Source organism: Rhodococcus sp. WY5 (assembly GCF_018588185.1).
GTDB lineage: Bacteria > Actinomycetota > Actinomycetes > Mycobacteriales > Mycobacteriaceae > Rhodococcus_F > Rhodococcus_F qingshengii.
This window is the reverse complement of sequence record NZ_JAAMPR010000001.1, coordinates 2,848,531-2,870,626: the sequence shown is the minus strand read 5'-3', so window position 1 is coordinate 2,870,626 and position 22,096 is coordinate 2,848,531. Positions and strand designations below refer to the sequence as shown.

The 22,096-nt window shown below is 62.3% G+C and carries 28 protein-coding genes and 1 tRNA gene; 11 read left to right on the top strand and 18 right to left on the bottom strand.

Going from position 1 to position 22,096, the window contains the following annotated elements; translation table 11 throughout:
• Positions 1-7: 7 nt before the first annotated feature.
• Positions 8-1,516, top strand: coding sequence for a dolichyl-phosphate-mannose--protein mannosyltransferase (locus G4D79_RS13525; protein WP_003946230.1), 1,509 nt, complete (start codon positions 8-10; stop codon positions 1,514-1,516).
• A gap of 72 nt (positions 1,517-1,588) precedes the next feature.
• On the opposite strand, the gene G4D79_RS13520 is transcribed toward G4D79_RS13525, so the two are convergent.
• The 4 genes from G4D79_RS13520 to G4D79_RS13505 form a co-directional block, all read right to left on the bottom strand.
• Positions 1,589-3,223 carry a BCCT family transporter gene (locus G4D79_RS13520; protein WP_003946258.1) on the bottom strand — a complete coding sequence of 545 codons (1,635 nt, stop codon included), beginning with the start codon at positions 3,221-3,223 and terminating at the stop codon, positions 1,589-1,591.
• A gap of 84 nt (positions 3,224-3,307) precedes the next feature.
• Complete coding sequence (locus tag G4D79_RS13515; RefSeq protein WP_003946228.1) at positions 3,308-3,739, bottom strand: DoxX family protein; 432 nt, start codon at positions 3,737-3,739, stop codon at positions 3,308-3,310.
• 48 nt (positions 3,740-3,787) lie between these two features.
• The gene (locus G4D79_RS13510) at positions 3,788-4,147 is read right to left on the bottom strand and encodes a GntR family transcriptional regulator (RefSeq protein ID WP_003946225.1); all 360 of its coding nucleotides are present in this window, start codon (positions 4,145-4,147) and stop codon (positions 3,788-3,790) included.
• Positions 4,148-4,189: 42 nt separating this feature from the next.
• A complete protein-coding gene (locus G4D79_RS13505; RefSeq protein ID WP_003946268.1) occupies positions 4,190-4,873 on the bottom strand; it encodes an SDR family oxidoreductase in 684 nt (227 codons plus the stop codon).
• Between the two features lie 94 nt (positions 4,874-4,967).
• Between G4D79_RS13505 and arsC the strand changes: the two genes are divergently transcribed.
• Positions 4,968-5,321 (top strand): arsenate reductase (glutaredoxin), encoded by a 354-nt coding sequence (arsC, locus tag G4D79_RS13500; protein WP_003946209.1) that lies wholly within the window; start codon positions 4,968-4,970, stop codon positions 5,319-5,321.
• A gap of 13 nt (positions 5,322-5,334) precedes the next feature.
• On the opposite strand, the gene arcA is transcribed toward arsC, so the two are convergent.
• The gene (gene arcA, locus G4D79_RS13495) at positions 5,335-6,552 is read right to left on the bottom strand and encodes an arginine deiminase (RefSeq protein WP_003946210.1); all 1,218 of its coding nucleotides are present in this window, start codon (positions 6,550-6,552) and stop codon (positions 5,335-5,337) included.
• Between the two features lie 99 nt (positions 6,553-6,651).
• Between arcA and G4D79_RS13490 the strand changes: the two genes are divergently transcribed.
• Positions 6,652-7,140 (top strand): FABP family protein, encoded by a 489-nt coding sequence (locus tag G4D79_RS13490; protein ID WP_003946270.1) that lies wholly within the window; start codon positions 6,652-6,654, stop codon positions 7,138-7,140.
• A gap of 5 nt (positions 7,141-7,145) precedes the next feature.
• A complete protein-coding gene (gene soxR / locus G4D79_RS13485) occupies positions 7,146-7,625 on the top strand; it encodes a redox-sensitive transcriptional activator SoxR (RefSeq protein ID WP_003946250.1) in 480 nt (159 codons plus the stop codon).
• On the opposite strand, the gene G4D79_RS13480 is transcribed toward soxR, so the two are convergent.
• The 3 genes from G4D79_RS13480 to G4D79_RS13470 all read right to left on the bottom strand — a co-directional run bounded on the left by G4D79_RS13480 (position 7,611) and on the right by G4D79_RS13470 (position 9,287).
• Positions 7,611-8,093 carry a DUF2505 domain-containing protein gene (locus tag G4D79_RS13480; RefSeq protein ID WP_030536322.1) on the bottom strand — a complete coding sequence of 161 codons (483 nt, stop codon included), beginning with the start codon at positions 8,091-8,093 and terminating at the stop codon, positions 7,611-7,613. The two genes, soxR and G4D79_RS13480, sit on opposite strands and share 15 nt — an antisense overlap.
• A gap of 48 nt (positions 8,094-8,141) precedes the next feature.
• Positions 8,142-8,987, bottom strand: a complete 846-nt coding sequence (locus G4D79_RS13475) for an SDR family oxidoreductase (protein WP_007729029.1) — start codon at positions 8,985-8,987, stop codon at positions 8,142-8,144.
• A gap of 144 nt (positions 8,988-9,131) precedes the next feature.
• Positions 9,132-9,287 carry a hypothetical protein gene (locus G4D79_RS13470; protein WP_003946253.1) on the bottom strand — a complete coding sequence of 52 codons (156 nt, stop codon included), beginning with the start codon at positions 9,285-9,287 and terminating at the stop codon, positions 9,132-9,134.
• Between the two features lie 479 nt (positions 9,288-9,766).
• Between G4D79_RS13470 and G4D79_RS13465 the strand changes: the two genes are divergently transcribed.
• On the top strand, positions 9,767-10,183 hold the full coding sequence (locus G4D79_RS13465) for a helix-turn-helix domain-containing protein (protein ID WP_003946231.1): 417 nt from the start codon (positions 9,767-9,769) through the stop codon (positions 10,181-10,183).
• A gap of 60 nt (positions 10,184-10,243) precedes the next feature.
• Here the strand turns inward: G4D79_RS13465 and G4D79_RS13460 are convergent, their stop codons facing one another.
• Positions 10,244-11,245 (bottom strand): hypothetical protein, encoded by a 1,002-nt coding sequence (locus G4D79_RS13460; protein WP_099698238.1) that lies wholly within the window; start codon positions 11,243-11,245, stop codon positions 10,244-10,246.
• On the bottom strand, positions 11,242-11,742 hold the full coding sequence (locus G4D79_RS13455) for an ImmA/IrrE family metallo-endopeptidase (RefSeq protein ID WP_003946241.1): 501 nt from the start codon (positions 11,740-11,742) through the stop codon (positions 11,242-11,244). The genes G4D79_RS13460 and G4D79_RS13455 overlap by 4 nt, the downstream gene beginning before the upstream one ends.
• A gap of 178 nt (positions 11,743-11,920) precedes the next feature.
• Between G4D79_RS13455 and G4D79_RS13450 the strand changes: the two genes are divergently transcribed.
• Both G4D79_RS13450 and G4D79_RS13445 read left to right on the top strand, forming a co-directional pair.
• Complete coding sequence (locus tag G4D79_RS13450) at positions 11,921-12,697, top strand: hypothetical protein (RefSeq protein ID WP_180279635.1); 777 nt, start codon at positions 11,921-11,923, stop codon at positions 12,695-12,697.
• A gap of 2 nt (positions 12,698-12,699) precedes the next feature.
• Positions 12,700-12,906 (top strand): hypothetical protein, encoded by a 207-nt coding sequence (locus tag G4D79_RS13445; protein WP_180279636.1) that lies wholly within the window; start codon positions 12,700-12,702, stop codon positions 12,904-12,906.
• 292 nt (positions 12,907-13,198) lie between these two features.
• Here the strand turns inward: G4D79_RS13445 and G4D79_RS13440 are convergent.
• The 5 genes from G4D79_RS13440 to G4D79_RS13420 form a co-directional block, all read right to left on the bottom strand.
• Positions 13,199-13,274, bottom strand: a tRNA-Ala gene (locus G4D79_RS13440).
• A gap of 102 nt (positions 13,275-13,376) precedes the next feature.
• A complete protein-coding gene (gene glpR, locus G4D79_RS13435) occupies positions 13,377-14,111 on the bottom strand; it encodes a gephyrin-like molybdotransferase receptor GlpR (protein ID WP_007727521.1) in 735 nt (244 codons plus the stop codon).
• A 267-nt stretch (positions 14,112-14,378) separates the two neighbouring features.
• Complete coding sequence (locus tag G4D79_RS13430) at positions 14,379-15,014, bottom strand: GNAT family N-acetyltransferase (protein WP_099698239.1); 636 nt, start codon at positions 15,012-15,014, stop codon at positions 14,379-14,381.
• A 21-nt stretch (positions 15,015-15,035) separates the two neighbouring features.
• A complete protein-coding gene (gene glp, locus G4D79_RS13425; protein WP_003946353.1) occupies positions 15,036-16,295 on the bottom strand; it encodes a gephyrin-like molybdotransferase Glp in 1,260 nt (419 codons plus the stop codon).
• A gap of 125 nt (positions 16,296-16,420) precedes the next feature.
• The gene (locus G4D79_RS13420) at positions 16,421-17,332 is read right to left on the bottom strand and encodes a UTP--glucose-1-phosphate uridylyltransferase (RefSeq protein WP_003946415.1); all 912 of its coding nucleotides are present in this window, start codon (positions 17,330-17,332) and stop codon (positions 16,421-16,423) included.
• A gap of 59 nt (positions 17,333-17,391) precedes the next feature.
• Between G4D79_RS13420 and G4D79_RS13415 the strand changes: the two genes are divergently transcribed.
• The 4 genes from G4D79_RS13415 (at position 17,392) to mscL (ending at position 19,739) form a co-directional block, all read left to right on the top strand.
• Positions 17,392-17,970, top strand: a complete 579-nt coding sequence (locus G4D79_RS13415; protein ID WP_030536326.1) for a 5-formyltetrahydrofolate cyclo-ligase — start codon at positions 17,392-17,394, stop codon at positions 17,968-17,970.
• A gap of 111 nt (positions 17,971-18,081) precedes the next feature.
• Positions 18,082-18,393, top strand: coding sequence for an FmdB family zinc ribbon protein (locus G4D79_RS13410; RefSeq protein ID WP_003946378.1), 312 nt, complete (start codon positions 18,082-18,084; stop codon positions 18,391-18,393).
• Between the two features lie 77 nt (positions 18,394-18,470).
• Entirely contained in the window at positions 18,471-19,217 is a 747-nt protein-coding gene (locus G4D79_RS13405; RefSeq protein WP_250887523.1) for an SAF domain-containing protein, read from the top strand.
• 99 nt (positions 19,218-19,316) lie between these two features.
• Positions 19,317-19,739 carry a large conductance mechanosensitive channel protein MscL gene (gene mscL, locus G4D79_RS13400; RefSeq protein WP_030536328.1) on the top strand — a complete coding sequence of 141 codons (423 nt, stop codon included), beginning with the start codon at positions 19,317-19,319 and terminating at the stop codon, positions 19,737-19,739.
• Between the two features lie 59 nt (positions 19,740-19,798).
• Here the strand turns inward: mscL and G4D79_RS13395 are convergent, their stop codons facing one another.
• The 3 genes from G4D79_RS13395 to G4D79_RS13385 form a co-directional block, all read right to left on the bottom strand.
• Positions 19,799-19,975 (bottom strand): hypothetical protein, encoded by a 177-nt coding sequence (locus G4D79_RS13395; protein WP_165639126.1) that lies wholly within the window; start codon positions 19,973-19,975, stop codon positions 19,799-19,801.
• Positions 19,976-19,981: 6 nt separating this feature from the next.
• A complete protein-coding gene (locus tag G4D79_RS13390; protein ID WP_176720912.1) occupies positions 19,982-20,479 on the bottom strand; it encodes a molybdenum cofactor biosynthesis protein B in 498 nt (165 codons plus the stop codon).
• 80 nt (positions 20,480-20,559) lie between these two features.
• The gene (locus G4D79_RS13385; protein WP_235867891.1) at positions 20,560-22,062 is read right to left on the bottom strand and encodes a S1C family serine protease; all 1,503 of its coding nucleotides are present in this window, start codon (positions 22,060-22,062) and stop codon (positions 20,560-20,562) included.
• Positions 22,063-22,096: the final 34 nt, after the last annotated feature.

Here is a 22,096-nt window from a genome sequence, read left to right as displayed (position 1 = left end):
TCGGGTAATGCGTAGTCCCGGCCCGCTGGTACCGGATCCTGATTTCGGCCCGACCGACAGATTGCGCGGCTGGATCGTCACCGCTTTCGTCACCGCTATCGCGGCGATCACACGCTTCACGATGCTCGCCTACCCGACCGACGCCGGCACACCTGTCTTCGACGAGAAGCACTACGTTCCGCAGGGCTGGCAAGTTCTGACCGGTGGCGGCATCGAGGACAATCCCGGTTACGGATTGGTGGTACACCCGCCGATCGGTAAGCAGATGATCGCGATCGGCGAAGCACTCTTCGGTTACAACGGTTGGGGGTGGCGATTCTCGTCGGCCCTGGTCGGAACCCTGATGGTCCTGCTGATCATCCGGATCGTGCGCCGCATGACGCGCTCCACGCTGATCGGCGCGATTGCCGGAATCCTGCTCATCGTGGACGGCGTCACCTTCGTCTCCTCACGCCTGGGGATGCTCGACATCTTCCTGGCTTTCTTCGTCCTCGCTGCTCTCGGATGCCTGGTGGTCGATCGCGACCAAGTCCGCGAACGGATGGCGAAGGTATACGAAGAGGGCCGAATCGGCGACTCTGCCTGGGGTCCGCGGCTGGGTTTCCGGTGGTGGAGGTTCGGCGCCGGCATCCTGCTCGGCCTGGCCTGCGGCACCAAGTGGTCCGGCATGTACTTCATTCTGTTCTTCGGATTGCTCAGTGTTGCCTTCGACCTGTCAGCGCGCCGCGCCTACCGCGTGCAGCGCCCATGGGTCGGCACTGCAGTTCGCGACATCGGGCCGGCTCTGTATGCGTTGGTGATCATTCCGCTCGGTGTGTACCTCGCGAGCTACTGGGCCTGGTTCACCAGCGAGACCGGCGTCGACCGTCACGCCGTCGGTAACGAGATCGGTGAGGGCGGCACATGGAGCTTCATTCCCTCCGCGCTGCGCTCACTCTGGTACTACAGCGGAAACGTTCTCCAGTTCCACGCCGGTCTGACCAACTCCGCCGGAAACCACCACCCGTGGGAGTCGAAACCGTGGACGTGGCCGATGGGGCTACGACCGATGCTCTACTACTACGCCGACGGCGAGCAGGTCACCGGTTGCGGCGCCGCCAGCTGCGTCAAGGCCGTGATGCTGATCGGCACACCGGCGATGTGGTGGCTGGCCCTACCGATGTTGGCGTGGGCGATCTGGCAGACGTTCGTGCGTAGGGACTGGCGATACGCCGTGGTCCTGACCGGCTACGGTGCCGCTTACCTCCCGTGGTTCGCGACGCTCGACCGCCAGATGTACTACTTCTACGCAGTTGCACTCGCCCCGTTCATGGTCATGGGATTTGCGCTGGTCCTCGGCGATGTACTGGGCAAGGCGAGCGCGTCCGTCGAGCGTCGTACCACCGGACTTCTGGCAGTCAGTCTGTACATCGGTCTGGTCGTGGCCAACTTCGTCTACCTCTGGCCGATACTCACCGCCATGCCGATCACGCCGGAATCGTGGCAGAACCATCTGTGGTTGCCCAGCTGGAAATAACCGGACGACAAAAGGGGCACCGAACCGCAGTTCGGTGCCCCTTCACAGTTCAAGTCCTACTCCGCTCAAGTCCTACTCCACTGACTTACCCACACGGCGTCCTCGGCGCGGGCGTAGGAGAGCACGTTTCTGCTCCTTCGCCGCAATGATGATCGGGTCGTGCGAAAGATCCTTGTACAGCGAGAAGCACAATCCGATCATGACCAGCACGAACGGCGCCGCAGCGATGATCGTCATGGTCTGCAAGCCGTCGAGCGCTTCGGAACCACCGGTCCACAGCAGAAGCGCCGCGACGCCACCGGTCAACATGCCCCAGAACACCACGACCCAGCGACTCGGTTCGAGCGTTCCGCGCTGCGAGAGCGTCCCCATCACCATCGACGCAGCGTCGGCGCCGGAGACGAAGAACACTGCGACGAGCAGCATGACCAGGACAGTCGTCACTCCGGCCAACGGCAGATTGTCGAGCATGCCGAACAGTTGAGCCTCTTCCGAGCCTCGGCCGGACAAGCCGATTCCGTCGCGTTCCTCGCCGATGCCTGCGCCGCCGAAGATCGCGAACCAGAGCAAGCTGACAGTCGTGGGAACGGCGATGACGCCGACGATGAACTGGCGGATCGTGCGGCCGCGGCTGATGCGGGCCAGGAACATGCCGACGAACGGCGTCCAGGACACCCACCATGCCCAGTAGAAGATCGTCCACGACGAAAGCCACGCGCCGGTTTCAGGATTCGACGATGCACCCGTGCGGGCCGACATCTGGGCGAGGTCGGAAACGTATGCACCAATGGTCGTCGGGAGCAGATTGAGAATCAGCACGGTCGGCCCGAGAACGAACACGAACAGGGCCAAGATCAGCGCTAGCACCATGTTGATGTTGGAGAGCCACTGAATTCCCTTGGCCACACCGGAAACTGCCGAAGCGACGAACGCCAGGGTCAGCACCGCAACGATGGCCACGAGCAGGAATACGCCGGCCTCTTCCATCCAGCCGACTACCTCGAAACCGGAGCCGATCTGAAGTGCGCCGAGCCCCAAAGATGCTGCGGTGCCGAAAAGTGTCGCAAAGATTGCCAGGATGTCGATGACCTTGCCGATCGGCCCTTCGGCTTTGCGACCGAGCAACGGGATGAAGGCCGAACTGAACAGTTGCTTGCGTCCTCGGCGATACGACCCGTACGCAATGGCAAGGCCCACAACGGCATACATCGCCCAAGGATGAAGACCCCAGTGAAACATGGTGGTAGCCATGGCAGTTCCGACGCCACCGTCGGTACCGGGAGGCGGAGTCACGTAGTGCGCAAGCGGTTCCGCGACACCGAAGAACATCAGGCCGATGCCCATGCCGGCGCTGAACATCATGGCGATCCAGCTGACGGTTCGGAACTCGGGCTTCTCACCGTCTTTGCCCAGCGGAATGTCGCCGAATCGACTGACAGCGAGGTAGATGGAAAACAGCACGAAAGCCGAAGCTGCGAGTACGAAGAGCCAGCCGATGTTCGTCACCAACCAGCCGAGAACACTTCCGGTTACCGAGTTCAGGTTGTCGGGAGCTACGAGACCCCACACGACAATAGCCAGCACCGCTGCGGCCGCCACGGAAAACACCACGTAGTCGGTCCGAACGCCTACCCGAGTAAAGCCCGTCTCCGGGCGCTCTTCGTTGGCCCCGGAATCTTGTTCGGATCGATCAGATTTCGTCACCATAGATGACTACGTTCGTCACTTTGTGGGCCAAAAGCAAGCTGGAAGGCGGGCTCAACAGCCGTTGAACCCGCCTTCTCACCCCGATCAAGCTGGGGTTTTAACCCAACCGTTGCCCTTGCCGATCAATCCGTCGATGCTGATGCGTCCTGCGCCGATAACAGCGATCAAGAGCGAACCGACACCGAGTGCGACGACGAGTTCATAGCCGCCGTTGTCTATGAAGACGCCCTTGTCGGCGTGCACGATGAAGAACGCGCCGACCATGTCGAGGAACAGCAGTGCGCCGACGAGCGGGGTCAGCAGACCCGCGATGAGCAGGATGCCGCCACCGAGTTCGATGGATGCTGCCAGAACTGCAGAAATCTTGGGGAGCGGGGCGCCCATCCCTTCGAATGCGGCCTGCGTTCCGGCGATCTTGTAGGTGAAGAACTTCTGCCAACCGTGGGCGATGAAGATGATCCCGAGGCCGACACGGGCGATGAGGAGTCCGAGGTCACGAGCAATCGACGAATTCATGAGCCAAGACTGACAGCTTCAAGTTGAAGCGTCAACTTAATCAATGTGTCACGCACCTCTCAATGCCGACTCCACCATGGCGACGATCTCAGTGTCGGAGTACCCGAGCGAGCGGACCTTATGCGCAAACGCGGTCGCCGCCTGCTCCGCCTGCGCCTGCACCGGATCGGTCCCCGAAGCGATGAACGTCCCTTGCTTTCCCCTCGTCTCGATCACGCCCTGATCGCTGAGCGCGCGATAAGCCTTCGCGACGGTGTTGGCCGCCAATCCCAGCTCCGAGGCCAATGCACGCACCGTCGGGATCTTGGTTCCCGCAATCAATCCGCCGCCGTGAACCTGCTCGATAATCTGTTGCCGCAGTTGGTCGTACGGAGCTGTGGAGGAATCGTGTTCGATAGCGATCTTCATCGTCACCCTCGTCGTATCTTCTCGGTCACAGCATCTTCTCTCTCACAAACCCTCGATCGCTTCGCGGATCGTATGCGGGCCGGAGGTCAGAACCAATATCTTGCCGACACTGGACGGCGCGTCGATGAGCGCTTCGATCACTGCGGCGACATCTGCACGAGGCACAGAGCCTCGATCGACGGGCGGCTCTGCAAGAAGGACTTCACCGGTGGGGTCGTCGTCTGTCAGAAGGCCTGGCCGAAGAATCGTCCAATCCAGCGAAGTCCTTGTCTTCAGGTCTTCCTCTGCTGCAGTCTTCGCCCGCAGGTAGGCGGCAAAAACCTCGTCGGTGTTCTCCGGTATTTCGTCACCAGCACCCATGGCGCTGATCTGTATGAACCGACGCACTCCCGCTTTCTCGGCGGCATCGGCCAACAGCACCGCCGCAGCTCGGTCTACGGAGTCCTTCCGCTCGATCGAGCTACCAGGTCCGGCGCCCGCGGCGAAGACCGCGACGTCGGCACCGTCGAGTACCTTCGCAACTTCCTCGACCGTGGAGGATTCCAGATCGATCACCACGGGGAACGCGCCGAGTGTGCGGACCGCACCCTCGTGCGCGGAGTTGCGGATCAGCGCTACCGGCCGATCACCATGTCCTGCCAGCAGGTACGTCAGGTGCTGCGCGATCTTGCCGTGCCCACCGGCAATGACCACGCGCCGTTCGTCCACACTTCGATGTTCCGTCATCGTTTTCTCCTCACAAGTCGGTACTTCAAGTGCAGCGCGCCGGAGGTGTCCGTTGTTCCCCTGTTTGTCCCACGAGTTCGGACACAGAGGCAGAATGACGGACATGGCATCTGCAACCATCTTCCACAATCAACGGTGCAACACGTCGCGGACTGTTCTCGGACTTATCCGCGACGCCGGCATCGAACCGACCATTGTGAAGTACCTCGATACTCCGCCTACCCGATCCGAGCTGGAAAAACTCCTCGCCGACGCCGGCCTCGAGCCCAGCCAAGCCGTTCGCAAGCGCGAAACGCAGTACAAGGAACTCGGGCTCGCCGATGCATCCGAATCCGAGATCCTCGACGCGATGATCGAGCACCCAATTCTGATCGAACGCCCGTTCGTGGTCACCGACAAAGGCACCGTCCTCGCGCGGCCTGCAGCCAAGGTGGAAGAAATTCTCTGACAGCGTCGACGGCTTACAGCGGATCGCGGGCGATCGGGCAGGACATGCACCGAGGACCACCTCGGCCGGACCCCAGTTCCGAACCCGCGATTCGCAAAACCTCGATACCCGAGGCCTCCAGCCTGGCGTTCGTTTCGACGTTGCGCTCGTAAGCGACGACGACGCCAGGCTCGACGGCGAGGGTGTTGTTTCCGTCGTCCCACTGCTCACGCTCGGCAGTCACCGTGTCGAGTCCGGTGTCGATCACACGCAGTTTTCCGATTCCCATGGCGTCGGCCGCCGCTTCGAGGAACGGCGTCGCACCGCGAATACTCACCCCGTCGTCTTCCTTGCGCAGAGTGAACGCCGCCAGGGTGTCCTGAATGGCCGGATACATGACGACCGCGTCGGCCTCGACCATGGTGCAGACCGTGTCGAGATGCATCGACGCTCGGCGTTGCTCGATCGGAACAACCAACACCGTGTGGGCGAGGCCGTCGTCGAACACGCTACGCGCCAATGCTTCTGCTCCGGCGGGTGACGTACGTTCACCGACACCGATTGCGATCACCCCCGGCGCGAGAAGCAGCACGTCACCTCCCTCGACAGGAGCCGTGTGCGACTCGTACGCGCGGCGCACGCCTTTGAATCGAGGGTGATGCGCGTAGACGAGATCCGTTATCGAGGATTCGCGAGCTCGCGCTGACAACGCCAAGGACGTGATGATGACCCGTGGCCCGACCCAGAACGACGAATCACGGGTGAAGAGCAAGTTGGGCAACGGGTCGATCACGAAGTCACCGCCGTGATGCATCCTGCGCACCAACGAGGTCGAGTCGGCATCGATCGGCAATTCGTCGAACGTCATTCCTGCAGTAAGGATCGACGAAAGCTCCTTCGGCTCCACCTTTCTCAGGTAGGCGGCCAGGTGTTGCCCGAGCGCGTGGCCGATCTTGCGTGCGTCCACGGCGGCCGCAATTCCCTGGATCCTCGCTGCGCCACTGACCTCGAGCGCCTCGGTGAGGAGATCGGACAAAAGCAGTACCTCGACGCCGCGCTCACGAAGGACGGTCGCAAACTGATCGTGTTCCTCCTGCGCGCGGTCCACCCACGGCAACGCGTCGAACAGCAGCTCGTCGTTGTTGCGCGGAGTCAATCGTTTCAACTCGTCGCCAGGACGATGAAGAATGACCGATCGCAATCGGCCCACCTCGGAATCGACACCGAGGGGGACGGAGCCAGAAGCGTTCATGAGTGAACACTAATCCCGTAGGCCCCACCCAGCAGGGATAAGCAGCTGTCGTACCGGCCCGCGTAACGTCTGATCCGACGCAGGCGAGAGGACCAGGCAATGAGTAGTACGGATCAGGCGGCGCTGAACGGCGCCGGAATCGAGAGGTTCACCGGGCGCTGGGTCGGCGCTGGAGCCGGACATTTCCCCACCATCGACGACTTCGAGTACTCCGAGGAGATCGAGTTCGCGCCCACCCCGAAACCGTTTCTCACCTACTCGTCGCGCACTCGTGGGCTCCCCGACGGACGACCGCTTCACATGGAATCGGGATACCTGCGCCCAACACCGGGTGGTGAGCTCGAATTGCTGGTCAGCCAGCCCACCGGATTCGTCGAGATCCATCGCGGCACCCTCGACTCCGAAGGCACTCTCGCCTTGACCCGTCTCACGCTCGCAGCATCACCCGACGCAAAACCGGTTCACGACGTTCGGCGAGTCATGCGCGTTCAGGGCGACACGCTGACATACGACCTGTGGATGGCGCACGGCGACACCCCGCTGACGCATCATCTCCACGCCACCCTCCACCGCGCGACGGACCGGTAGTCGCCATGGAGATGCCGTCGTGGAAGGCAAAGGAACTCACGCCCGGCCAGCTCTCCGAGCGCAGCGGTGTCGCCGTCTCGGCCCTGCATTTCTACGAACGAGAAGGCCTCATCGTCAGTCGCCGGACCAGCGGAAACCAGCGCCGATACCAACGAGACACGCTTCGACGCGTCGCCTTCATCAGAATCTCGCAACGCGTCGGCATTCCGCTGTCGGAAATCAGAGAGGCCCTCGGCACACTTCCTGAAGGCCGTACCCCGAACCGCGCAGATTGGGAAAGATTGTCGACCGGGTGGCGGCGCCACCTCGATCTACGCATCGAGCAACTGGAACGTCTACGGGACAACCTCACCGGTTGCATCGGTTGCGGGTGCCTCTCGTTGGAGGGGTGCGCCCTCGCCAACCCGCACGATCAACTCGCATCCGCTGGCCCGGGTGCGCGCGTTCTGGAAGTAGATTTCGGTGCAGGCTCAGGCGAGAAATGACTCGACGGCGTCCCGATCGCGCCCCAGCAAGTCCTCGACGGTCTTCTTCAGCAACTTCTCGATCTGGCCGCCGATGATCGGCATCTTCACCTCAGCCGTTCCGTCGACGACCAACCGCGTGCAGGACTCGGCGGCGGTGAGATCGAGCGTCGTCTCGATTCGGATCGGCAGTCCCCGCGCGATTCCGGTGACCGACCCTGCTGCACGCCCGTCCGACAGAGGTCCCCACCGATCGACCCGTTTCAGACCGAGCCGACTCGGCGCAACCTTGGCGACCAGGCTCGGGAGGGAGGCGGAGTCGATTTCCTCGGACACGGATACTTCGATCGATCCGTCTCGAACTTCGATGTCCGAGGTGGCATAAAGGTCTCCGAGTCTGCCTTTCCAATAATTCGGGTCGGTCAAAGTTCGATGCACGTCGTCGATCGGATATTTGAATTCGATATCGAAGTGAAAACTCTTCGGCATGACTTTGGTCCCTATTCGACTAGATAAAAGTCCCGGCGGAGTTGACGCTCATCGCTTGAGCAATTTACTGAACTGGTCGTTCGCTTTTTGCATCACGAACTCGTAAGGCAGGGCGAATTTGCGCGCCCACCAGTATCCGAATCGGATGTCATTGGACGTATATACGAGGTACGTATTCTTCTCGATTCCCCGCAGAATGCACGACGCCACCTTCTCCGGGGAGACAGCACGCGCCTCGAACCGGTGCGTGAGTTTTTCGACCCGCGGGTCGTTCCTGTCGATACCCGCTATTTCCACGGTTCCCACCAATGGCGTCTTCACCCCACCCGGCACAACCAGACTGACCCCGATTCCGTGCCGCTTCAGATCGAATCGCAGCACCTCGGACACCCCGCGAAGGCCGAACTTGCTCGCACTGTAGGCGGCGTGCCACGGCAGGGCCAAAAGTCCGGCAGCCGAAGACACGTTGACCAGGTGTCCACCCTTGCCGGCACGAATCATGGGTGGAACAAACGTCTCCATGACATGGATCGGCCCCATCAGGTTGACGTCCACCATGGACTTCCAATGCCGATGTTCGAGGTTCTCGATAGTTCCCCACGCTGAAATGCCGGCGATATTCATGACGACATCCATCGAAGAAAATTGAGTGTGAATCTCGGTACCGAATTTCACGACCTCGTCGTAGTCCGAGATATCGAGTGCCTTCGCCATGCTGACCGTGCCGCCGCCGGCGCCGACCATCGCGACCGTCTCTTCCAATCCGACGCTGTTGATATCGGTGAGAAACAATTCGGCGCCGACCTCTGATGCACGCAGCGCAGTTGCACGTCCAATTCCACTACCGGCGCCGGTGATCAGGCATTTCTTGCCGTCGAGCGACCTTACAGACATGGATGAACACTCCCCCGCACTCGTACTGTGGACATGCGGGAAAGTCTACGCACGCACGGTGCGGCCGCCCTGAAACACGCAAGACGACCTGCGGGGCACGGCCGTACTCCGCGCAACACCGCACAGAGACGACCGCAGCGAGCACTAGAGACGCTGCATCATCTGCTCTTGATAGCCCTTGACCGTACGGTCGAGTTCTTCCGCCGCTACATCGTCCCCACGCTTGCGTGCGTCGTGGGCTCGATCCTGAATTTCACGGATTGCGCGGCGCAATTCATCATCGCTCATCGTGTGTTTCATGTCACAATTCTGCACCCACTCGGAGGGTTTAGCTAGCACAGATCGCAATCCGGCAAACCGTTCAAGGTTCAACCCCGAGGTGATCCGCATGACATCGCAACCAGCCACCCTGATCGCGACCCCAAACCTTCAAACATCGCTTGAACTGCAGTTTTTCAATCGAAATAGTTGTGAAAAACCAGGCTAACGCATAGCTAATATCGCCAAAACGGGTAAAAGGTTTGATATTGGGCAGATTGGCCAAGTACTGGAAGGTTCGAATAGCGCAGTCGTAGCTGCACATTTCCGTGTGGCGGAAACTCAATGTGCGCTGAGACATAGCTGAGCACTCATTGGCCGGACGAATCGAATCTCGGACACATTTGACAACTAGTCCACTAAACAGACTACGGTGAGCTACCGATCGGTTATCCGCGTGATACCGTAGGATTCACTGAACGGACAATTGCTAGCTAGAGAGGATTACGGGGCGGTTCACAATGGCTGACTTTGCAGAACGATTGAACAAACTGTTCGACAGTGTTCATCCTCCGGGGCGCAAACCCCATACCAACGCCGAGGTTGCGGCAGCGCTCATCGAAGACGGCCATCAGATCTCCAAGCCGTACATCTCGCAGCTCCGCTCGGGACAGCGCACCAACCCCTCAGACGAGACAGTCGCAGCCTTCGCCCGGTTCTTCAAGGTGAAGCCCGACTACTTCTTCAACGACATCTACGCAGCCAAGATCGATCACGATCTCGAACTGCTCTCACAGCTCCAAGGCTACGGGCTTCGCCGCCTCTCGAGCCGTGCATTCGACCTCTCGGAAGAATCGCAGAATCTACTCACCACGATGGCTGAAAAGCTCCGCGCGAGTGAAGGTTTGCCAGAGGTTCCGCCTGACGCGTCACGCTGATGTGACCGTGCTGAAGCACTGACTCGATCTCGAGCACTGCAATGACATGGAGTAGGTCGACTACGAACGTCGACCTACTTTTGTCGTTTCATCGAGTTCTTTCGCCAACAACAACACCCATCGGCGCGCCGACATCTTCTCAGGAGGCGCAATCCACCTGGTGTCCAACACATCCGAGGCCAAGGGATCGGCGATCCACCCCGCCAAAATCCCCGCGTGTGCAGTGACGGCCCGCGGCGGTTCCTGACCACCGACGTCGAACATCCCGGCGCCGGACTGGATGTACATCGCATCCATGATCTGCGCGATCATGTCCGATGCCCGCAGCACAGACGTACTCCCGGCGCTGTCCGCGTCGACTACCTCGGGGAATCGCTTGACGAGAAGCGCGTGCATCCGCCGCAGCCGGTACAGATCTCGTCGCGCACGTAACCAGGTCTCGAGAAGCACCCACGTGATGCCCAGCGCAATCAGAACACTCGAGGCAGCGATGAACCACACCCCTGCGCCCGTCCAGATATCCGATTCGAGTGCGCCGGTGCCACCGATCGATTCGACAAGCATCACGACGACTACGACGAGCAGGATCGACGAACCGGTCACGATCAACGCGATTCCGCGCCCCAACGGCGCCCACGCAACGTGCCGTAGCCCCGTCGAAATGACAAGGGACAGAGCGACGATGATAAAGATCAGAGCCGGCGCCGGGTAGCCGAAGAGAACCGCGATCGCCACCAGGAGCCCCACCGAGTACAGCACGGTGGCGAGGCCGCGCATAGCCGGACGTGACATCACCGGCCACGCAGACACGGCGCCGACTGCACTGGCCGCAGACAACGCTGTCCAAAAGACGATGACGATCATCGCGGCGGCATGCTGCTCCGGCGCAATGCGATCGACGATGTCCCATACCGCCGGCACCATGACCGTCGACGACAATGCGACCGAGAAGCCTGCAAAGACCATCGACATTCGCAACGGCGTCGCGGTGCGCGCGACAACTCGACCCAGTCTCGCGCCGGCTGCAACCCAGACGAGAAGGGCCACAGCCCAAAAGATCATCCGATCGCCTCGTCGTACCGCAACACCGACAGCGGTGTCCCACGGCCACTCATCGTTCGCAGACGCATGATCAACATCGACGCGAACGTCTCGGCTTCCCACTCCGCGATGTCGTCCATCGGCACGGGTTCGTTGCGCCGCAGAGAACGTTGACTCAACATGTAGGCGATCAAATCGTCACTGACCTCGAGCGTCGCCTCGGCGATCTCGGCACCCTCGTGGCGAAACACTATGTGCCCCAACTCATGTGCCAGAGTCCGCTCGACATTGGGTAGTCCGGGAGCCAAAACGATGACGTCGTGGTCGTCGTAGGCCCGGCGCTGACCGCACACTCCGGTGGCGAGAGGGGTTTCCAGATCGATCTCGATCGGGCGCCCACGCTCGCGGGCGACTGTCTGCACCACCGTCAGCAGTGACACTGCCTCCGACGACGCTGCTGCGTCGCATACGGCATCCACCGCGGCCAGAACGCGGCGATGTGAACGTCTGTCCGGCACGACTCACGCACCTCCCTGTGATCCGGGTGCCAGGAATTCGGCACGCGCGGCAGCCAATCGTGCCTTCTGCAGCGATGCTCCGCGGAAAGTCAGTGCTCCCGCACCGGCCGCTACCACTGCCATTCCGCCTACACCGCCGGCGACGGCGGCGGCGTTGAGAATCGGCGGAAGCCCTTGAGTGAACGCCGTCGGAAACGCCTGCGGGTTGTCAGTCGGAGCCGCGACGTTCGGAACGTTCGACGGTACCTGCGGAGCTACGGGTGCGGGTGCGGCCAGAACCTCGGGTGCAGATGGTGCTGCGACTGCGCCCGGCGCAGCGTTTGCCGGTCCACCGGCAGAGGGTGCAGGCGCTCCGCCGCCCGCTGACGGTCCCTGCGGATCAGACGGTCCAGCCGGCGGAGCCGCTACCGCGGACGACTGCTCGGAACTCGGCTGCGATTCGGAAGGAGACTGTGTCTCGGAGGGTGCTTGGCTCGAAGGACTCTCGGTCTGCGAAGTTGCGTTGGTCGCAGAAGTTGCGTTGGTCGCGGGGGAAGCGCTGCTGCTCGGACGTTGCGACGCCGAAGGGTTGGTCGTGGGCTCAGTCGTGGTCGTGGGCTCAGTCGTCGTGGGCTCAGTCGTCGTGGGCTCAGTCGTCGTGGGCTCAGTCGTCGTGGGCTCAGTCGTGGTCGTCGGCTCAGTTGTGGTCGTCGGCTCAGTCGTGGTCGTCGGCTCAGTCGTGGTCGTCGGCTCAGTTGTGGTCGTCGGCTCAGTCGTCGTCGGCTCAGTCGTCGTGGTCGGCTCAGTCGTCGTGGTCGGCTCAGTCGTCGTGGTCGGCTCAGTCGTCGTGGTCGTCGGCTCAGTCGTGGTCGTCGGCTCAGTCGTCGTCGGCTCAGTCGTGGTCGTCGGCTCAGTCGTCGTGGTCGGCTCAGTCGTCGTGGTCGGTGTCGGAATTACGGTCGTGCCGCAGTTGTGACGGTGACAATGCCAGCCATAGTTGCCGTTGTTGCCGCCACCGTTGCCGTTGTGACCGCCACCGTTGTTGCCGTAATTGCCGTTTCCATTGCCGTTGTTGCCACCACCGCTGTTGCCGCCAGGTTGGGCGGCGACGATGGCGGGGAAGACCGATACGGCAAGGACGCCGATACCCATCAGGCACATCACAGCAACAAGCATCATCGCTAGCCGTCGTGGCTGGCTCATCGACATTCCTCCCCGACACATACGTCCGACCTGCGGAAAACTGCGGCAGACTCACCGTGCCTATCGCACCGGACACACCCTCGTTACATTTCCGGCAAACATGTATCCGCCCAAGGATCATCCCTCACTTGGAAGCTCAACGGTCCGGATCAGCGGTCGCAATCGTATGAAACGGCGCACACTCAGATCGAATCTTCGCAATTCGGGCAGGCCCTGAAAATGCAGGAAAGGGTCGTTCAACTTTCGTTGAAAGACCCTTTTCGCTGGTACTTCTTGGTGGAGCTGAGGGGAATCGAACCCCTGACCTCTTCGATGCGAACGAAGCGCGCTACCAACTGCGCCACAGCCCCGTGCCACCGCCTCAGCGGTGCTCGGCAACTCTAACAGGAACGAATACTCCCGTTGGAATCACCCGACACGAACTTTCGGCCCGACGAGATCGGCCCAGAAGATCACTGACCGGACGCGCGACGCATCTCGGTGTGCCTGATCTCTTCTTCGTAGTGATCTAGGTGATCGAACACCGGATCTTCGTCGTCGACCTCGAGGACAACCGCTCCTGGCCGACGCAGTCGCGCCGGAATCAGGCGAAGCTCTTCGTCGGTGTGCGATTCGACTCCGAGTCGCGATCGGTTGAGGCGTTCGGTACGACGGCGGCGAATCTCTTGCTCGATCCGAACCTGCCGACGCAAGTACGCCATGTACCCGCCGAGGCCGCACACGGTCAGCGCAAACAACCACCACACCATCGGCGAGATGATCAATGCGAGAGCGCCCGAGAGAATCGCGACGAACGCAAGTCCCAGCAATGTCCGCTGACGGAATGCATACCGCGCCTCCCGGGCGATGGCATCCGCTTCGGGGTCGAATCCGCCTCGGCCGCGCCGAACCGGAACAAATTCTCCGACCGGTGCACGACCGCCGGCGTAGTCGTCTTCTGCGTGAGTGTCCATCTGGTCCTCCGCGTCGTAGCTGCTGCGCACTGGTTCTGGTTGCCAGTTCGGATCGCTTCGATGTCCTGCTGCCGGCCCGCGCTGAACAGGGTTGCTGTCGCCGCGGTGGAGTACTCGAGTCGCGAGTGCCGCGTCACTCGTCTGCCGGATCCTGGGGCGCTTGTTGACAAGCATCGGCACCAGGACGAACAGCCACACGGCCACCAGCCCGATCCACACGAATGAGCTAGGCATGCCGCGGCCTCCTCCCGATCACCTACCAGCACCTATGCCAGCCGTTGACGAGTCAAGGTTAACGGCCGACGCCCTCGCATCGTTGCCGACGCGCCGAACCCCACCATACTCATGTGTCACACGCGTACCGAACTGAACTTCCGGTTCAGTCCCAAAAGTCTCAAGTTCTGGTTGAATCAAAAACCACATTTTCCCGCCCGAAAGTAGGACTACTCAGCGGTAACTGCTGTTTAGCTCGCGTTTCTCACGCTTCTGGCGCCGTCTTCGTCACACCCACGAAGCACGTCCGGACCGCACCAATCTGTCGACGACGGTGGTGGGTACTTCCTCAATGGTCATTCCGACCAGAAGATGATCACGCCATTGGCCGTCGACATCGAGGTAGCGCTTGAGAAGACCTTCCTCCCGGAACCCAACGTTTCGTAGGACTGCGCGACTCGACGCGTTCTCCGGCCGAACAGTGGCCTCCACTCGATGCAGACCGACCTTCGAGAATGCGTGATCGAGTGTGAGCGCAACGGCAGCTGTGGCTACGCCCCCACCGGTCACGTGCGAGGCGACCCAATAGCCCACCCAGGCGGACCGCAGAGCGCCGCGCACCACATTTCCGATGGTGACCTGCCCGCAGTACTTCCCGTCGAGTTCGATCACCAGGGGAAGGATCCTGCCCTTGCGCGCTTCGGAGCGAAGGTTCCCGCACATGGACGGCCAGACGGTGATGTGGTGGCGAGCATCCCAGGGCGATTCTCCGGTGGGCTCCCACGGCTCGAGGTGCTCGCGATCGCGAATGCGGAGACGACTCCACACAGCAGCGTCACGGAGCTTCACGGGGCGGACGGTCACCACTCCCGCGGGCACTCGCAGCGGGCCGAGATCTTCCGGCCATCCTGGATGGACTGACATCACACCCCACTCGGGTCGGCGTTACCCACGTTGGGCGAGAAAAGCTACGTCGACTTCTTCACCGATGTGCACTTCGGTGACGTCTCGATCGACCAGAACCAAGCAATTGGCTTCCGCCAAGGTCGCGAGGAGATGTGAGGACGCACCGGGCGCACCCCCGAGGGCCTGCACCAGGTACTCCCCTGTCGCTTCGTCACGCATCAGCTGACCACGCAGAAAACCCTTGCGATCGGCAATCGACGTGATCGTTCCCACTGTCCGCGCCTTCACTACTCGCCGCATCGGCTGGCGGCGTCCGAGCGCGATTCTGATCAGCGGGCGAACCATGACTTCGAATACCACCAGTGCGCTGACCGGGTTGGACGGTAGGAGAAAGGTCGGAACCTCGTCCCTTCCCAGCTTTCCGAAGCCTTGCACCGATCCCGGATGCATGGCAACGCGCTCCACCTCGAGTGTCCCCAGGTCGGCAAGCGCCTCACGAACCTCGTCGGACGCTCCGCCGCCCACGGCACCGGCGATGACAACGATTTCCGAGCGAATCAGCTGTCCCTCGACTACTTCGCGAAGACGACGAGAGTCGTTGCCTGCGATTCCCACACGATTGACGTCGGCGCCGGCATCGCGCGCTGCGGCGGCGAGGGCATACGAATTGACGTCGTAAACCTGACCAGGCCCCGGCGTGCGATCCACGTCGACGAGTTCTCCACCGACGCTGATGACGGAGAGGCGCGGACGCGGATGGACGAGTACTTTGTCGCGGCCGACCGCGGCAAGCAACCCGACCTGTGCGGCTCCGATGATGGTGCCTGCCCGAACGGCCACGTCGCCCGGCTGGACGTCGTCGCCTGCACGGCGAACGTAATCGCCCGAACGCACCGGCTCGAAGATCCGAACGCGAGCGCGACCACCGTCGGTGTTCTCGAGCGGAAGAACTGCGTCGGCCAGCGTGGGCAAAGGCGCGCCGGTGTCGACTCGGACGGCCTGGCGAGGTTGCAAGCGGATCGGTTGGCGTGAGCCCGCCGTCACCTCACCGACCACCGGCAAGCTGAGGTCGGTAGGCTCGCCGTCCTCGCCTCGGAGGTCGGCTCCGGCGCCGGCGACATCGACACTGCGAACCGCGTAACCGTCGATGGCAGCTTGATCGAATCCCGGCAATGGGCGTTCGGTCACCACTTCCTCGGCACACAGCAGTCCCTGCGCCTCCGAGATGGCGACCCGAACCGGACGGGGTGCCACTGCAGCAGCGGTAACCCTGGTCTGCTGCTCCTCAACCGACCGCATCTGGTCCGCGTCCTCCTGTGTCTGGAAATTCGGTGATATCCGTCAGCTCATGATGCCTTGCCGCCGAAAAGGGACAAGCACATTGATACTGCGTTATCGGGCGATCAACCACCGTGGCGACACGCTCAGCGGTCGAGCCGATCCGCGAGCCACTTACGCAAGGACGGGCCGTAATCGTCACTGTCGAGCGCCAGGTCCACCGAAGCGCGGAGGTACCCGCCGGGGTTGCCCAGGTCATGACGCGTTCCGCGGTGCACCACCACGTGAACCGGATGGCCCTCGGAAATCAGGAGAGCGATGGCGTCGGTGAGTTGCAACTCACCGCCGGCTCCCGGCTCGATGCGACGAAGTGCGTCGAAGATCGCACGATCGAGCAGATAGCGACCTGCAGCGGCAAAGGTCGACGGCGCGTCTTCCACAGCCGGCTTCTCGACCATGCCGACGACCTTGAGGACGTCGGGATTGACCGCGTCGGGAACGATCTCGACGTCGAAGACGCCGTAAGCGCTGACTGCGTCTTTCGGGACGTCGATTGCACAGAGAACGGACCCGCCGCGCTTGGCCCGAACTCGCGCCATGATCTCCAGGACGCCACGCGGTAGTACGAGATCATCGGGCAGAAGGACCGCGATGGCGTCTTCGTCGTCGTCGAGAACCGACTCGACGCAACCGACTGCATGCCCGAGGCCGAGGGGCTGCTCCTGAATCACGGAGTCGACTTCGAGCAAACCCGGCGCTTTGCGCACCTTCGCCAGGGCAGCGAGTTTTCCGCTTGCTTCCAGCTTGCTTTCGAGCACGAGATCCTCGACGAAGTGGGCAACCACGCCGTCTTTGCCCGGGGACGTCACGATGACGAGCCGCTCGGCTCCCGAGTCCGCAGCTTCACCTGCCACCAGTTCGATACCCGGTGTGTCCACGACCGGCAGCAATTCTTTCGGAACCGTCTTGGTGGCAGGCAGGAAACGCGTACCAAGTCCGGCTGCGGGAACCACGGCCGTACGGAAGGCCCTCGTGCTGCTAGCGACAACGTCTGTCATGCCAACACCTTAGCCGCCGCTTGTTACCGCTCGGTCAGCACGACGAATATCGTTGCGGGGTGACACCTCAGACAAAAGCACAATGGCGACAAATCACACTCGCAGCACGTGATGCAGTCTCCGAGCACACTCGAAACACGGAAACTGCGGCGTTGATCACGCACATACGTTCAGTGATTGTCGACGGCTCGGTCGTCTGTGCGTACGTCCCCACCCGCACCGAACCAGGATCCACCGATTTGCTCGACGCCGTTGCCGAGATCGCTCAGCGTGTACTACTTCCGATCACCGGGGAGCCGGGACCGTTGTCCTGGGTCGAGTACAGCGGCGCGGACGGTTTGCGCCCCGCGAAGTACGGCATTCGGGAGCCTGTCGGACCCGTCTTGCCACCGGAAGCCCTGTCCGACGTGGAATGCATGCTTGTCCCTGCTCTCGCGGTGGATCTTCGCGGAACACGCCTCGGCCGTGGCGCAGGCTTCTACGACCGGACGCTCGGGTCGGTCGGACCACAGACTCGGCTCGTGGCAATTGTCAGAGACTCCGAACTCGTCGAGGCCTTGCCTGCCGACGACCACGACATTCCCATGGGCTGGGCATTGACGCCGCGCGGCGGCCTCACGCAACTCAAAGGCGATTGATCTGCGGGAATAGATCCCTGATTAGCGCTGTTGGCACTGTCACTTGTAGAGTGCTAAAGGCTGCGGTGTAAATACGCGGCTGCTCGAACATCACAGTGCGGAGGAAGCCCGGTGCCCACCTACTCATACGCATGTACGGAATGTGACAACCGTTTCGACATCGTCCAGTCCTTCAGCGAAGATTCGCTGACGGTCTGCCCAGCTTGCTCAGGCAAGCTCCGCAAGCTGTTCAACTCTGTTGGCATCGTGTTCAAGGGCAGCGGCTTCTACCGCACCGACAGCCGCGGCGGCTCCGGGACTGCGAGCGAGCCGGCCAAGAGCGATTCGGCACCCGCTGCGAAGTCCGAGTCCAAGTCGGACTCCTCTTCGACATCGAGTTCGTCGACCAGCACGCCGGCGCCCGCAAAGGCTGCCGCAAGCTGATTTCCACAACCTCCGGGTTGTCCACAGGTTCACATTGTTAGGGCCGGAAGCACCGCTTCCGGCCCTAACGTGCATGAATGCCGTCAGTACGTTCTCGTTCGCCGAGGCGCTCCCATCCATTGCGCGCCCAGCTCGATCTCACGCCGAACACCTTCTATCGCGTCGTCGAACTGACACGCGGCACACGGTTTCGCTCAGCGACCGTCCGCAAGATCGCAGCGGTCGTCCTGGCCACACTCGGCGTTGTTCTCTTCTTTCGAGGCGATCCCGCGACTGACACCGTCGCCGTAGTTGTCTCGAGCCGCGATCTCACTCCGGGGCAGGTGATTGCGGATTCGGACGTCGAGGTCCGCGAGATCGACTCGAAACAACTTCCCGAAGGAGTTGTCTCCGACACCGACCTGGTAGTCGGGAGAACCGTTGCCGGCCCGATTCGCTCCGGAGAAACCGTCACCGACGTGCGCGTTCTCAGCCCACGGCTGGCCGGGTTGTCGGTAGGAACCGACGACGCCCGCATCGTCCCCGTCCGATTGGCCGATGCGGCCGTCGCGGACATGTTGCGCAGCGGGGACGTCGTCGACGTCCTGACCGTCGGCCCTGACACATCCCGCCCAGACACACCCCACCCCGACACACCCAACGAATCAGTTGCAGACAAGGCCCCACAAATTCTTGCGGCAGGAGCGGTAGTCGCGTTGGTCACCACGTCGGAAAGTACACGTAACCAGCAGGAACAGGTGATTTTGCTGGCCCTGCCGACACCAGCAGCCAACGTCGTAGCCGCGGCATCTCTGTCCAATGCGATCACCGTGACATTCCGCTGACCGCACAAAGCGTCCGAAGCTCCTCTAGGATTTTTCCAGTCGGTTCGGTATCAACGGACCATCTGGCACTTGCCATCGGAGACTCGAGGGGACACCGACATGCTCAAGGGATTCAAGGACTTCCTGCTTCGCGGAAACGTGCTCGACCTGGCCGTCGCAGTGGTCATCGGCGCGGCCTTCACCGCCATCGTGACTGCCTTCACCAGCAATATCATCAACCCACTTGTCGCTTCGATTGGCGGAGCCAACGAATACGGGTGGGGCATTCAGCTGACGGGTGACTCCGCTGAGACGTTCCTGAACTTCGGTGCGGTCGTCACCGCGATCATCAACTTCATCATCATCGCAGCGGTCGTCTACTTCGTGCTGATCGTCCCTGCGAATGCGGCGAAGAAGAAGTTCGTCTCCGAGCCCGAGGACAAGGAAGCCAGCGAAACCGATCTGCTCATCCAGATCCGCGACATCCTCTCGGCCAATGCCGGTGGCGCCGACACGGGAGCGCACGCCAAGACTCTCGAATAGGCAGTGCCCACAGATCAAATCAGGCCCTCGGACAATTGTCCGGGGGCCTGATTTACTTCTCAACCCCCGTGGTGCGGGGGCCGCTGACTGCGCAGCCAGTCGTCGTCCGAGGACCGCGAGGATCCCTCGGGACCCCGCTCGTCCGACGTCGTCTCGGGAAAGACGTCCCCGAAGATGCGCGCCAGGCGCTTCTTGTCGACTGACGGCTTCTTCGGGGTATCTCGTTGCTCCGACAAGCTGTCTCAGCCCTCGAGGCTGGAGAGCTCGGCGATCACGTGACTCGCCAAAGCCGTCAGGGTTGCCATGCCGTCGCGAATTGCCGGCCTGGTCGACGCCAGATTGGCGACCACGGTGCTTCCCGAAACTCCGACGAGGCCGCGGGACAAGCCTGCTTCGAGCGATCCGGCCGAAAGACCGGAAGCACGAAGTGCTTCGGCAATTCCCGGGATCTCGCGATCGAGAACCTCAGCGGTCACGTCAGGAGTGACGTCACGCGGGGATACCCCGGTACCGCCGACCGAGATGACGAGGTCGACGCCACCGATGACTGCGGTGTTGAGAGCGTTGCGGATCTCCACTTCGTCGGCGGCGACGGCGACCGTCGCATCGACGAGAAAACCCGCTTCGTTCAGCAGTTCCGTGACCAGTGGACCGATGGAGTCGGTGTTGTCGCCGTGGGCTGTGCGATCGTCGACGATGACGACCAGAGCGCGGCCGGCCGATGTGGCTTCGAGTTCCATGACTCCTACCGTAGTGTCCGATCCCGACGCCGTTGCGATCTGGCCGAAGATCGGGTCGATCGTCTGCTGATCGCCGAACATCATCGGCCGCCCTGCGCTGCCGCGGTTCCCAACGTGACGTCGACGGTCTTGGTCTGCCCGCCGTCGCTGTACGTGATCGAGACCTTGTCGCCGGGAGCATGTGAACGCACTGCCGCGATCAGCGAATCACCATCTGCGACAACACGATCGTCGACCTTGGTGATGACTGCACCCTTCGGAATACCGGCCTTGGCGGCCGGCCCGTCAGCAGTGACATCCATGACGGTTGCGCCGTCGGCGTTGTCCTGCGACGGCACGGTCACGCCGATCATGGCCTGAGTCGCCTTGCCGGTCTTGATCAGTTCGTCGGCGACGCGGCGTGCCTGATCGATCGGGATGGCGAAACCGAGGCCGATCGAACCGCCTTGGGTACCCGACGACGCTCCGAGCGAGGCGATCGCCGTGTTGATGCCGATCAGCTGGCCGTCCATGTTGACGAGGGCGCCACCGGAGTTGCCGGGGTTGATCGCTGCGTCGGTCTGCAGAGCGTCGATGACGGTGTTCTGGTTGCCGGACTCGCCGCTCGTGGACACCGGGCGATCGAGTGCGGAGATGATGCCTTCGGTGACCGTGCCGGCCAGGCCGAGTGGGGACCCGACGGCAACCACCTGCTGTCCGACCTGGACGTCGCCGGAGTTGCCGAGATCGATGGGGGTGAGGTCGTTGCGACCGTCGACCTTGATGACGGCGATGTCGGAGACGGGATCGGCACCGACAAGGGTGGCCGAGGCCTTGGTTCCGTCGGAGAACGCAACGCGAAGTTGCGCTCCCTGTGCGCCGGCAACGTGGTTGTTGGTCAGGATCAGACCGTCGGAGGACAGGATGACACCGGAGCCCTCACCGCCCTGTCCCTGCGCGGTGGCTACCTCGATCTGCACGACGCTCGGCACGACCTTCGAGGCAACGGCCTGAACCGAGCCGGCGGGAGCGTTGGACGTGTTGGTCGCAATGGGCTTCGGAGCGTTCAGAGAGTTGGTGACCGTCGCGGTTCCACCGTTGCGGTCCGCGACGACGGCGCCGACCACGCCACCGACACCACCACTGACCAGGACCAGGGCGAGAGCGCCGGCAACCAGCGCCATGCGTCCCGACTTCGGCTTGGTGGTGGTCGAACCGGAGTTCGGCCCCTGCAGCGGTGCGGGGATCTGGTTGTGGCCGCCGCCCGGGCCGTTCGGACCGCCGGGGCCACCAGGGTTGGGTGCGCCGTACGGGGCGCTCTGCGGGTACGCGGCCTCATGGGCACCGTGCGGGTGGCCGAAGGCCTGCGTGGGCTGCTGCTGCGCCTGCCCGAAGGCTTCGGTGGGCCGGCCTTCAGTGGGTCGGGCTTCGGCGGGTCGGGCAAAGGATTCGGTCGGCTGGTACGGCTGCTGAGGCGCCTGCCCCTGAGGCTGCTGCGGCGGCACGGGAGGCTGTGCCTGAGGTGCCGTCGGCTGCGCCTGGGTGGTGGGTTCGCTGTTGGGCTGCTCGGGCCGGGTCGGCCCGACGTTACGGTCCTCGGTCATCGGCTCGCTTTCGTCTACGGTGACCACCGGACGG

Bases quoted from the DNA above. Each gene is read 5' to 3' on its own strand.
- G4D79_RS13525 (WP_003946230.1), top strand. From the start codon at position 8: ATGCGTAGTCCCGGCCCGCTGGTACCGGATCCTGATTTCGGCCCGACC.
- G4D79_RS13520 (WP_003946258.1), bottom strand. From the start codon at position 3,223: ATGGTGACGAAATCTGATCGATCCGAACAAGATTCCGGGGCCAACGAA.
- G4D79_RS13515 (WP_003946228.1), bottom strand. From the start codon at position 3,739: ATGAATTCGTCGATTGCTCGTGACCTCGGACTCCTCATCGCCCGTGTC.
- G4D79_RS13510 (WP_003946225.1), bottom strand. From the start codon at position 4,147: ATGAAGATCGCTATCGAACACGATTCCTCCACAGCTCCGTACGACCAA.
- G4D79_RS13505 (WP_003946268.1), bottom strand. From the start codon at position 4,873: ATGACGGAACATCGAAGTGTGGACGAACGGCGCGTGGTCATTGCCGGT.
- arsC (WP_003946209.1), top strand. From the start codon at position 4,968: ATGACGGACATGGCATCTGCAACCATCTTCCACAATCAACGGTGCAAC.
- arcA (WP_003946210.1), bottom strand. From the start codon at position 6,552: ATGAACGCTTCTGGCTCCGTCCCCCTCGGTGTCGATTCCGAGGTGGGC.
- G4D79_RS13490 (WP_003946270.1), top strand. From the start codon at position 6,652: ATGAGTAGTACGGATCAGGCGGCGCTGAACGGCGCCGGAATCGAGAGG.
- soxR (WP_003946250.1), top strand. From the start codon at position 7,146: ATGGAGATGCCGTCGTGGAAGGCAAAGGAACTCACGCCCGGCCAGCTC.
- G4D79_RS13480 (WP_030536322.1), bottom strand. From the start codon at position 8,093: ATGCCGAAGAGTTTTCACTTCGATATCGAATTCAAATATCCGATCGAC.
- G4D79_RS13475 (WP_007729029.1), bottom strand. From the start codon at position 8,987: ATGTCTGTAAGGTCGCTCGACGGCAAGAAATGCCTGATCACCGGCGCC.
- G4D79_RS13470 (WP_003946253.1), bottom strand. From the start codon at position 9,287: ATGAAACACACGATGAGCGATGATGAATTGCGCCGCGCAATCCGTGAA.
- G4D79_RS13465 (WP_003946231.1), top strand. From the start codon at position 9,767: ATGGCTGACTTTGCAGAACGATTGAACAAACTGTTCGACAGTGTTCAT.
- G4D79_RS13460 (WP_099698238.1), bottom strand. From the start codon at position 11,245: ATGATCTTTTGGGCTGTGGCCCTTCTCGTCTGGGTTGCAGCCGGCGCG.
- glpR (WP_007727521.1), bottom strand. From the start codon at position 14,111: ATGCCTAGCTCATTCGTGTGGATCGGGCTGGTGGCCGTGTGGCTGTTC.
- G4D79_RS13430 (WP_099698239.1), bottom strand. From the start codon at position 15,014: ATGTCAGTCCATCCAGGATGGCCGGAAGATCTCGGCCCGCTGCGAGTG.
- glp (WP_003946353.1), bottom strand. From the start codon at position 16,295: ATGCGGTCGGTTGAGGAGCAGCAGACCAGGGTTACCGCTGCTGCAGTG.
- G4D79_RS13420 (WP_003946415.1), bottom strand. From the start codon at position 17,332: ATGACAGACGTTGTCGCTAGCAGCACGAGGGCCTTCCGTACGGCCGTG.
- G4D79_RS13405 (WP_250887523.1), top strand. From the start codon at position 18,471: ATGCCGTCAGTACGTTCTCGTTCGCCGAGGCGCTCCCATCCATTGCGC.
- mscL (WP_030536328.1), top strand. From the start codon at position 19,317: ATGCTCAAGGGATTCAAGGACTTCCTGCTTCGCGGAAACGTGCTCGAC.
- G4D79_RS13390 (WP_176720912.1), bottom strand. From the start codon at position 20,479: ATGGAACTCGAAGCCACATCGGCCGGCCGCGCTCTGGTCGTCATCGTC.
- G4D79_RS13385 (WP_235867891.1), bottom strand. From the start codon at position 22,062: ATGACCGAGGACCGTAACGTCGGGCCGACCCGGCCCGAGCAGCCCAAC.